The following is a 10022-nucleotide window of genomic DNA, read 5'->3' as shown; positions in this document are numbered from 1 at the left end:
GGGCGGATGGGCCCGTGATGGTTTCCACCGGGTTATAGGGGAACAGGAATGGCGCAAACGCTGAATCTGCGGCAGATCGAAGCGTTCAAGGCGGTGATCGAACATGGCACGGTCAGCCAGGCGGCGACCGTGCTCGGCGTGTCGCAGCCCGCCGTCAGCAAGCTGCTGGCGCACCTGGAAGCCGAAACCGGCCTGCATCTGTTCGACCGCGTCCGCGGCAAGCTGGCGGTCACGCCGCATGGCATGCGGCTGTACGAAGAGGTCGATCGCATCTTTACCGGCCTGCGGCAGGTGGAACAAGCGGTGGATTCGATCCGCCGCGACGAACAGCGCACGCTCTTCGTGGGCGTGTTGCCGGCGCTGTCGGGCTCCTTCATCCGCCGCGTGACCATGAATTTCCTGCGTCAACATCCCGACGTGCGCGTCCATATCCAGACGCGCGGTTCGCAATTCCTGGCGGACTGGCTGGCGACGCGGCAGATCGACGTGGCGCTGGTGGGCAGCCGCGTGGACAATCCCTATATCGATCGCGAACCGATGTTCCAGCATGCGCTGATGTGCGCCATGCCCGTGAACCACGAGCTGACCCGCAAGCGCGTGATCCGGCCGCGCGACCTGTCGGGCCTGCCGTTCATCGCCTTCGGCGCGGACAGCCAGACGCACCAGCTGGCACAGGCCGCCTTCAGGCAGGCCGAGGCCCAGCTGAACGTCGTGCTGGATACCAATACGGCGCCGACTGCCTGCGAATTCGTGGCGGCGGGCCTGGGTGTGTCCTTGATTCATCCGCTTTTTGCCGATGGGTTTCAAAATCGCCTGGTGCTGCGGCGCTTCGAGCCTGACATGCAGTTCCACTTCCAGCTCTGCCGGATGCAGGCGTCGCGCAATGCCGGCCTGGTGGAGACCTTCGTCGAGGAAGCCCGCATCCTGGCGGCGCAGGTTCCGCGCGATCTGCGCAAGGGCTAGGCCGGCGCTGCCGGCTTTGCCTCGGTGTCCGTTCCAGCTGTCCTGCGGCCGGCTTTGCTTGCGCGCCCGTTTCCGTTGTCCGCTCAACGCTTGACCGTCGTGGCCTCCGTGACCGGCGGCTGCAGGTTCAGCGCGCCCTTCAGGGTGTAGCCGTAATCCACACCGTTGCCGTGCGCCCAGACCTGCTTCAGCCCGAACAGCGGAATGGCGCAGACGTCGTCGTGAATCTTGACCTGGGCGTCCTTCCACAGGGCCAGCTGCTTCTTGGCATCCGGCTCCTTGCGCGCGGCGCGGATATCGTCGTCGGCCACGGCGCAGTGGGAAAAGTTGGATTGCGCCGCCGGCGCACCGATGGCGGCGGACGAATCGTAGAACTCGCTCAGGTAGGCGTCGGCATTGGGAAAACGCGCGGCGCCATAGAACACCAGGGCGCTCTGGTCCTTCCTGCTCTTGGCTTGGTAGGTGGCATGATCGACCACTTCCATGTCCAGCTTGATGCCGGCCTTGGCCAGCTGGGCCTGGACGATCTCCATGATGGGCTGCTGCGCGGAGATATTCGACACCACGGACTTGATTTCGATGCCGTTGGGAAAGCCGGCTTCGGCCAGCAGCTTCTTGGCCTTGGCGACGTCGTAGGCATAGGCGCCGGCGCTGCAGTCCTCGCCCAGGTAGCCGTTGGGCACCACGGAACAGCCCTTGTCGGCCACGTCCTTGCCGGCGTAGCGCACGATCTCGTCGACGTTGACCGCGGCGGCGATGGCCTGCCGTACCTTCAAGTTGTCCAGCGGCTTGATGGTGCGGTTGATGTGCAGGGTGCGGAATTCGGCGGGATCGAAAATGTCGACCTTCATGCCGCGCTTGGCGGAACGCTCCACCCAGCGCTGTTCGCGCTTGCCCTGCATGATGTCGATCTCGCCGGAGGTGAACGCCAGTTCGCGCGCGCTGTCCGACGGGATCATGCGGTAGACGATGGCGCCGACCTTCGGTTTACCGCGGAAGTACGCGTCGTTGGCCACCAGCTTGACGTATTGCTGGGTGACATGTTCGGCGAAGGCATAGGGACCGGTGCCGATCGGGCCGGCGCCGAACTTATCGCCCAGTTTTTCGGCGGCCTTCTTGCTGACGATATTGCCGCCGTGGTAGTTGGACACCCGTCCCAGGAAGGCGGCGTCCGGATACTTCAGGGTGATGCGGACGGTGTAGTCGTCCAGCGCTTCCACCTTGTCCACCACGTCGAAGGTGGACGCGAAACTGGATCGCTTGGGGTCGGCGGCGCGTTGCAGGGAATAGACCACGTCCTCGGCCTTCAGCTCGCCATAGCCCCCGTGGAATTGCACGCCTTGGCGCAGGTGGAAGGTCCAGGTCTTGCTGTCGGGCGACGCCTCCCAGCGCGTGGCCAGGTCCGGCTCCAGCGCTTTCGGGTCGGCGCTGCCGGGCGGGAATCGCACCAGGGCGCCGAACATCTCCGAGACGACGCCCTTGTCCACGGTGGACGTGGCGCGATGCGGGTCCAGGGTGGCGTTGTCGGCGGCGCCGGAACTGATGCGTAGTTCAGGGCGGTCGGCGGCGCGCGCCGGCGTGTGGGCGGTGGCGCCGAGGGCGAGCAGGGCGATGGCGAGGACAGGCAGTGCAGGACGTTTCATGGTTCCCCTTGGAGGCCGCATGCGGTGTCGCGACGGTCGCAAGGTAGACCTGGACGGGCCATAGCGTCAAAGTCTGTCCGTGACTAAAGGTATTCCCCTGGGTTATAGGCTTGTATGGGCGGACCCGCCGCTGCCTGGGAGGCGCGGCACGGGCTCATCCGCCTGTAATGGTTAGTACTGAGCCGTCGCCGTTACAAAAAACCCGGTGACGCGCCGTGAAAAGGGGCGGGACCGGCCGGTCGGGGCCGCCTGTGACAGGGCGGCCAGAAGCGCCTTTTTCGGCTCGATTTCAAACCGCGAACCGCGCCACCGCCTCCCGGTCGAACGCATAGCCCCAGCCGGGCGCCGTGGGCACCTTGACGTTGCCATCGGCATCCAGCTCGATTTGCTCGCTGTACAGCGGGGCGAACCACGGCATGTGTTCGACCATCAAGGCGTTGGGCAGGGCGGCGGCCAGCGACAGGCTCATTTCGGTGAACAGGTGAGGCGAGATCGGCGTGTTGAACACTTCGGCCACATGCGCCACCTTCAGGAACTCCGTGGGGCCTCCCATGCGCTGGAGGTCCGGCATCAGGATATCGGCGGACTTGCGCTGCAGCATGTCCATCATGCCGAAGCGCGCGTATTCGCTCTCGCCGCTGGCCACGGGCGTATCCAGCGCCGCCGCGACGGCGGCCTCGCCGGCGTGGTCATGATAGGGCACCGGCTCTTCGATCCAGCCCAGTTCGAACTCTTCCAGCCGACGTCCCAGCCGGATCGCGCGATCGGGCGTGAACTGCTGATTGCAGTCGGCCATCAGCTTTACGCCCGGTCCGATGGCCTCGCGCACGGCCCGTACGCGGTCCACGTCTTCCTGGATGGCGGGCTTGCCCAGCGACATCTTCATGGCCCGATATCCCTCCTTCACGAAACCCGCGGCTTGCGCCTGCAGTTGATCGATGGAGGACGATAGCCGCAGGCTGCCGCTGCGGTAGATGGGCAGCGTGTCGCGGCAGGCGCCAATCAGGCGGCCGACATTCAATCCCGCCTGCTTGCCGCGCAAATCCCAGAGCGCCATGTCGATGCCCGACAAGCCGACCACGGTCGCGCCGCGATGCCCCAGAAAGGCGATATCCGACCAGGCGCGCGACCAGAAGGCGCCGCTCATGCCGGGATCCAGGCCCAGCACCAGCGGCTCCAGGCTGCGCAGGGTCTCGTGCAGGACGGCCAGGCGGTGGCCGTTCAGCGTGAACACCAGGCCTTCGCCCGTCGCGCCCTCGTCGGTTTGCAGCGTGACCAGCACGCAGTCCGCCGTCTTGATCACGATGCGTGCGCTGGGGATGGGTGCAGGCAGCGGGACGCTGACGACTTGCAGATTCAGTTGGGTAATTTTCATGGATCGCTGCGGTTGTTCCAGGCGTATGGGGTGGGCGCGAGCGGGACGCTGCGAAGGGCGCCGGCGCACATCGCGAGACTATTCAGGGACGACGCCGGCATCGTGCAGGATGGGGCCCCAGTAGGCGATATCCGACTGCACCACCTTGCCGAATTCCTCGTTGCGGCGGCCATCCGCGATCACGCCCAGGGCCTCCAGGCGCTTTTGCACGTCCGGCATGCGAACGATGGCCGATAGCTCGCGGCCCAGCCGGTCGGCGATGGGCGCCGGCGTGCCGGCCGGCGCGAATATCCCTTTCCAGGCGACCATCTCGAAACCAGGCAGACCCAGGTCCGCGACCGGACGCACGCCGGGCAGGGCGGTCATTTCCGTCTTGCTGGTCACGGCCAGCGCCTTCAGGCGGCCTGCCTTGATCAGAGGTTCGGCCACGGGGATGACCTCGAAGGCCATGTCCAGTCGCTTGCCCATCAGGTCGGTCATTACGTTGGGGCTGCCCTTGTAGGCGATCTGCCGCATGTGGGTGTGCGTCATGCTCATGAACAAGGCGGCCGACATATGGTGGAAACTGCCATTTCCACTGGTGCCGTAATCCAGCGTATCGGGCGGCTGCGACTTCAGTTCACCGATGATGTCCTGCACGGAATTGAACTTGCTGTCCGGCGGCACCACCAGCACGCAGGGCCCGCGGTCCACCATGACGATGGGCGTGAAGTCCTTGCGCGGGTCATAGGGCAATTGCTTGTAGACGAACAGGTTGGAGACGTTGGTGGTCGTGTTGCCGGCCAGCAGCGTATAGCCGTCCGGCTTGGCGCGCGCGACCATTTGCGAACCCACCATGCCGGACACGCCGGCGCGGTTTTCGATCAGCACGGGCTGGCCCAGGCGCTGGGACAGCAGCGGCGCCAGTATCCGCGTGACGGTGTCCACGCCGCCGCCCGCCGTATACGGCACGACGATGGTCACGGGACGATTAGGGTAGGCATCGGCTGCGGCCGCGGCCGTGGTGAAAAGCGCCATCAGGATGGCAAGCAGAAAGCGCATGATTGCTCCTCTCGATCTGCCCGGACTGCGGCCGGGCTCTTGTCGCGCGTGTCTTGTTTCGTGTGATTTCGCCGCCCCGGGGCGCGGCAAGGGCGGAGGGATTATGTCGTCATCGGCGCGGCGGCGCGGGGGGCGTTCTTCGATATCAGCTATGCTTGATCTCGATCGCCCCGGCACACTCGCCGGCCGGCCGTCCGCCGCCCGTTCCGGGGGGGCGCGGCTGCGGCCGTGGGCGGCACCTTCGGGCTGGGCGCGACGTACTCCCATGGATCTACGACAACTGACCTATTTCGTGGCGGTCGCCGACGCGAAAAGCTTCACGCGGGCGGCCATCGCGCTGAACCTGGTGCAATCCACGCTCAGCCACCAGGTCGCGCTGCTGGAAGCGGACGTGGGCCAGCGCCTGCTGGCGCGCACCGGCCGCGGCGCGGTCCCCACGGAGGCCGGCGCCGCCCTGCTGGTGCATGCGCGCGCGATGCTGAATTCCGCGCGCAAGGCGCGCGAGGACCTGCGCGACCTGCACCTGAACCCGTCCGGCCGGCTTGCGGTCGGCCTGCCGTCGCAGGTCGCGCTGTCCATGGCGTCGCCGATGGTGTCGAAGATGCGGCAGCGCCTGCCGCGCGCCATCGTCTCCATTTCTGAAGGCATCAGCCTGCACCTGCGCGAACTGCTGATCGAAGGGCGGCTGGATGTCGCGCTGCTGTACGACCCGCCGCCTTCGCCCCAGCTGGCCTATCGCACGCTGACGCGGGAAGCCTTCCTGCTGGTGGGCCCCGCCAGCGCGCCGCCGCTGCCCAAGCGGGTGTCGCTGGCCGCGCTTGCCGGCTACCCCATGGTGCTGCCGGGCCGCGCGAACGCCATGCGCTCGCAGGTCGATTCGGTGCTGGCGCCGCGCGGCGTGCAATTGAACATCGTCGCGGAGGCCGGGGTGGTCTTGACGCTGCTCAAGCTCGTCGGCGACGGCCTGGGCTATACCGCGGTGCCGGCCAGCATGCTGCTGCACGACGGCAATCGCCTGCGTCTGCAGACGGCGCAGATCGGGCCGCCGGCGATACGGAACCGGCTGGTGCTGGCCACGCCGAAAGCGCGGCCGGAAACGCGGCTGGTGCGGGACTTCGTGCAGGTGGTGCACGAACTCTATCCGGCGGATGGCCCGCGATCCGGCGTTGGCGCTACATGAAGACAAGAGGGGAGTGCTGGAGTCGTGGCCTGCTACGATGAATCTTTCCGGTCGGCATCGTCATAGGGAGACTGCCATGAGTACAGGTATCGACAGGCTGCGCGACTTCGTCGCGGATGCGACGCGCCGTGCCGATCGGGAAGGGGCTGCGGGGATGCCCGGCCCCGAATTGCTAGCCGCATTCCGCGACCTGGTCAGCCACGACGACTGGCTGCCCGCGGACTGCGCCGTGCCGCACGCGGCGCACTACCAGCAATACCTGCTGCACTGCGATCCGCTGGAGCGCTTCTGTATCGTCAGCTTCGTGTGGGGACCGGGTCAGCGCACGCCGGTGCATGACCATACCGTGTGGGGATATGTCGGCATGCTGCGCGGCGAGGAAATCAGCCAGCGCTATGCGCGGGCGGACGATGGCGTGGGCTATGCGCCGGTTGGCCAGCCGGCCCACCTGAAGCCGGGCATGGTCGAAGCCCTGTCGCCCTCCGAAGGCGACATCCATGAGGTGCGTAATGCCCACGCCGATCGGGTCTCCATCAGCGTGCACATGTACGGCGCGAATATCGGGGCGGTGCGGCGCAGCGTGTTCGATCCGGTATCCGGCCGGGCAAAGCCCTTCGTCTCGGGGTATTCCGCCGCGCAGCTTCCCAACATCTGGGACCGCTCCGCGCACCTCAGGTCCCAGATCGATATGGGGAAGTAGCCGGTGCGCCGGTTTCGCTGATCGAGTAGGGAACCGAGAATGCGGACAGTATTTCCTCTGTTTGCCGCCGGGCCTCGGAGGTCGCGTCCTTCAGCGCGACGGACACTTTCAATCCGCTGCCCCCGGTATTGACGACCTCCAACTCCCACTCGCAGGCCACTGGCCGCAGTACTTCGTTGAAAACGCGCTTCGCGGCGTCCAGCTGCAGCAGGTGCTTGATCGGTTTGCCCACCGCCGTCAACGGCAGCTTGTCGACCAGGATGATTTCCTTCGGTACGGCTGGTCGCTCCGGGATGCGCTCCGCCGCGAAGCGCAGCAGTTCTTCCGCCGTCACTTGCGCGCCGGGCTGCAGTTCCACGTAGGCGACCGGCAATTCGCCGGCATATGCGTCGGGCTTTCCAACAGCGGCGGCCAGGGCCACGCCGGGGGCTTGCACAAGCGCGTTCTCGATGATCCCCGGCTCGATGTTGTGACCGCCGCGGATGATCAAGTCTTTTTGCCGGCCGCTGATGCGCAGATAGCCGTCGCCGTCGACACAGCCCAGGTCGCCCGTCACCAGGAAGCCGTCGGGCCGGAACACGCCGCGGTTCTGCGCCGGGTCCAGGTAGCCAGCCGCCACGCCGGGGCTGCGGACCAGCACCATGCCGATCTCGCCGGTGGCGCAATCGCGCAGGATCTCGCCGTCCTTGTCCACCTGTGCGATGCGCACGGTGGTGTATGGCACCCGCAGGCCCGAATAGCCGCGCCGGATCTCGCCATCGCGCGGGTCCACCGTGACGTGGCTGGTGTTTTCGGTCAAGCCATAGGTTTGCAGCGTGCGCGCGCCGGTAATCGCTTCAATGCGTTCCTGCACCACCGGGGCCATCGCCGTGGAGCCCGTGGCGAAGTAGGGCCGCAGCGACGAAATGTCTTCCGTCGCTGGCGGCTGCTTGGCCAGCACCGACAGCGTGGTGGGCACGCCGGAAATCTGCGTGACGCCGAAGCGTTCCACATAGCGCCAGTAGTTGGCGATGTAGTCTTTATCGCGCGCGCCGTGCATGCTGGGAATCACGGTCGTGTGGCCATCGGCGGTGGATACCAGGCCGCGCACCAGCAGGCCGCCGATATGGAACAGCGGCGTATCGGACAGCACCACGTCGTCCGGCGTGAAGGCCAGGCAGAAATTCGCCGCCCATTGGCGGAAGACCATCCCGCCATGGGTAACCTTGACGATCTTGGGGTGGCCGGTGGTGCCGCCCGAGTGGACATAGCAGGCGATCGTCGCGCGCGTCGCGGTCTCGCGCGGGAATTCCAGCCGGTCGCCGGCGTGCGCGGCGGCTGCTGTCAGCAGATCGTGATCGTGCGGCGAGGCGAAGGGATCATGCAGGGTGAACAGCCGGGGAGGGCGCGGCAGGGCCGCCATCGCCGCGGGATCTTTGTCATTCGTCGCATTTGCGGTAGTCGCCGTATCGGCCGCCGCTTCGCCCGCGCCATGGCCGGCACGGTCCGCAAGCAGCGCCAGCGCGGCGCTGACGTTTTCCCAGATGGAAAACCCCGGCGTGGGCCCCAACGCGATCACGGCCTTGGCGCCGGACCGGCCGATCAGGTCGGCCAGCGCATGGGCATCCAGCATCCAGTTGATGGGGAAGGGCCGCGCCGCGAGCAGGCCGCCAATGAAGGTCGCGAATAGGGCCGGCACCGTCGGGCTGACGATGGCCACGGGGTCTTGCGCGCCGATGCCGCTGGCGCGCAGCAGATTGGCGATGCGCAGCGAGTGCCGTTCCAGGTCGGCAAACGACCAGGTGACGAGGGCGCCGTCGATATTGCCGTTGTGCGTCGCGTGGATAGCCGCGCGTGCCGGCTTGTGCCTGCAGCCGTCCAGCAGGTTCAGGGCGAAATCCCAGCGTGTGATGCGCTGGTCGAGCGGCGTTTTCTCGATTTCCAGGATGTCGGCCAGCGTGCGCAGCGGCGCGTAGGGGCGGACGGGAACGCTGCCGGCGGGACCGATATCAGGTACCGCAAGGGTTGCCGCCGCGGTTGGGGCCGGGGCTGCGCCTGGCGCTGGCGCTGGGGCCGCCGTAGCGGTCTTGGCCTCGGCAGGGGCCGCGGTCGCGGCGGCGGAGCGGGGGGCTTCAGGCAGGGTGGACATGTCGGTCAGCATCCGGCAAGGGAAAGGGTGCGTTCGGCCAGGCGGACATTGGCGTAGTCCACCATCATGCCGCGATACTTGACGGCGCCCAGGCCGCGCGCCTCGCCTTCGCGAAAGGCCTCCAGCAGGCCGCGGGCGTATTCGATTTCCTCGGCCGTCGGCGAAAACACCTGGTGCATGACGTCGACCTGGGTGGGATGGATCGCCATCTTGCCGGTGCAGCCCAGCTCCCGCGCCAGCAGGCACTCGGTGCGCAGCGCGTCCAGATCCTTCAGGTTCATGAACACGCCGTCGACGATCCATTGAATGCCGGCAGCGCGCGCGTCCACCACCATCTTGCCGCGCGGATAGGCCAGCGCCAGGCTTTGTGGGGTCCAGCGTCCGCCCAGGTCCACCATGAAGTCGCCTTGTTCGGCGCTGGCCAGGGCGACGCCGGAAATGCGCGGCGTGGCCTTGCACAGTTCGTAGGTATTGCGCAGCCCCAGACAGGTTTCGATCAGCGGCATCACGGACAGCCGGTTTTCCGCCAGGCCGCGCGCGCGCTCGATGGCCGCCAGGCCGTCGGCGACATCGCGCAGGTCGGCTTCCAGTTCGGCCTTGGGCACGATGATGCCCATGACGTTGTCCAGCGACGGGGCCTTTTCCAGCACCGTCAGATCGGCGCGGAAGTCGCCGGACCGTGGATTCTGGATGCGCAGGTACATGGGCTTCTTCAGACCGCCGGCCAGCGCGGCCGCGACGTTGGCGCGCGCTTCGTCCTTGGCGTTATGCGCAACAGAATCTTCCAGGTCGAAGATCAGCGCGTCCGCCGCACCGGCCTGCGCCTTCTCCATCAGTTCCGGGCGGCTGCCCGGCGCGAACAACAGGGTGCGGTACAGCTTCGCGGGGGATGCGGTCATGGATGTCCTTCGATTACGGTGTTGCTCGGGATGCCGGTGCGCATGACGATCGGGAACGCGCTCATGCGTTGCAGTCACCGGTGGGGGCATCGA

At 66.8% G+C, this 10022-nt stretch carries 8 protein-coding genes; 3 read left to right on the top strand and 5 right to left on the bottom strand.

The window, feature by feature from the left end; translation table 11 throughout:
• Nucleotides 1-48: 48 nt before the first annotated feature.
• Nucleotides 49-963, top strand: a complete 915-nt coding sequence (locus AKI39_RS13525; RefSeq protein WP_066636809.1) for a LysR substrate-binding domain-containing protein — start codon at nt 49-51, stop codon at nt 961-963.
• Between the two features lie 83 nt (nt 964-1046).
• Here the strand turns inward: AKI39_RS13525 and AKI39_RS13520 are convergent, their stop codons facing one another.
• The 3 genes from AKI39_RS13520 to AKI39_RS13510 all read right to left on the bottom strand — a co-directional run bounded on the left by AKI39_RS13520 (nt 1047) and on the right by AKI39_RS13510 (nt 5022).
• Complete coding sequence (locus AKI39_RS13520) at nt 1047-2606, bottom strand: ABC transporter substrate-binding protein (RefSeq protein WP_066636806.1); 1560 nt, start codon at nt 2604-2606, stop codon at nt 1047-1049.
• A 289-nt stretch (nt 2607-2895) separates the two neighbouring features.
• On the bottom strand, nt 2896-3981 hold the full coding sequence (locus AKI39_RS13515) for a mandelate racemase/muconate lactonizing enzyme family protein (RefSeq protein WP_066636803.1): 1086 nt from the start codon (nt 3979-3981) through the stop codon (nt 2896-2898).
• Nucleotides 3982-4059: 78 nt separating this feature from the next.
• Nucleotides 4060-5022 (bottom strand): Bug family tripartite tricarboxylate transporter substrate binding protein, encoded by a 963-nt coding sequence (locus AKI39_RS13510; RefSeq protein ID WP_066636800.1) that lies wholly within the window; start codon nt 5020-5022, stop codon nt 4060-4062.
• 265 nt (nt 5023-5287) lie between these two features.
• Here AKI39_RS13510 and AKI39_RS13505 point away from each other — a divergent pair, with 265 nt between their 5' ends.
• Nucleotides 5288-6202 (top strand): LysR family transcriptional regulator, encoded by a 915-nt coding sequence (locus tag AKI39_RS13505; protein ID WP_066636796.1) that lies wholly within the window; start codon nt 5288-5290, stop codon nt 6200-6202.
• Nucleotides 6203-6278: 76 nt separating this feature from the next.
• Nucleotides 6279-6902 (top strand): cysteine dioxygenase, encoded by a 624-nt coding sequence (locus AKI39_RS13500; RefSeq protein ID WP_066636792.1) that lies wholly within the window; start codon nt 6279-6281, stop codon nt 6900-6902.
• Here AKI39_RS13500 and AKI39_RS13495 read toward each other — a convergent pair.
• Entirely contained in the window at nt 6874-9030 is a 2157-nt protein-coding gene (locus AKI39_RS13495) for an AMP-binding protein (protein WP_145925273.1), read from the bottom strand. The genes AKI39_RS13500 and AKI39_RS13495 overlap by 29 nt on opposite strands.
• A gap of 5 nt (nt 9031-9035) precedes the next feature.
• Nucleotides 9036-9929, bottom strand: a complete 894-nt coding sequence (locus AKI39_RS13490) for an HpcH/HpaI aldolase/citrate lyase family protein (protein WP_066636786.1) — start codon at nt 9927-9929, stop codon at nt 9036-9038.
• Nucleotides 9930-10022: the final 93 nt, after the last annotated feature.

The sequence above is a fragment of the Bordetella sp. H567 genome, from assembly GCF_001704295.1.
GTDB lineage: Bacteria > Pseudomonadota > Gammaproteobacteria > Burkholderiales > Burkholderiaceae_B > Bordetella_C.
Note: the sequence above shows the minus strand (reverse complement) of the source record. Positions and strands in the feature narration are given on the sequence as shown.

Coding starts and splice junctions, on each gene's coding strand:
- AKI39_RS13525 (WP_066636809.1), top strand. CDS start 49: ATGGCGCAAACGCTGAATCTGCGGCAGATCGAAGCGTTCAAGGCGGTG.
- AKI39_RS13510 (WP_066636800.1), bottom strand. CDS start 5,022: ATGCGCTTTCTGCTTGCCATCCTGATGGCGCTTTTCACCACGGCCGCG.
- AKI39_RS13500 (WP_066636792.1), top strand. CDS start 6,279: ATGAGTACAGGTATCGACAGGCTGCGCGACTTCGTCGCGGATGCGACG.
- AKI39_RS13505 (WP_066636796.1), top strand. CDS start 5,288: ATGGATCTACGACAACTGACCTATTTCGTGGCGGTCGCCGACGCGAAA.
- AKI39_RS13520 (WP_066636806.1), bottom strand. CDS start 2,606: ATGAAACGTCCTGCACTGCCTGTCCTCGCCATCGCCCTGCTCGCCCTC.
- AKI39_RS13515 (WP_066636803.1), bottom strand. CDS start 3,981: ATGAAAATTACCCAACTGAATCTGCAAGTCGTCAGCGTCCCGCTGCCT.
- AKI39_RS13495 (WP_145925273.1), bottom strand. CDS start 9,030: ATGTCCACCCTGCCTGAAGCCCCCCGCTCCGCCGCCGCGACCGCGGCC.
- AKI39_RS13490 (WP_066636786.1), bottom strand. CDS start 9,929: ATGACCGCATCCCCCGCGAAGCTGTACCGCACCCTGTTGTTCGCGCCG.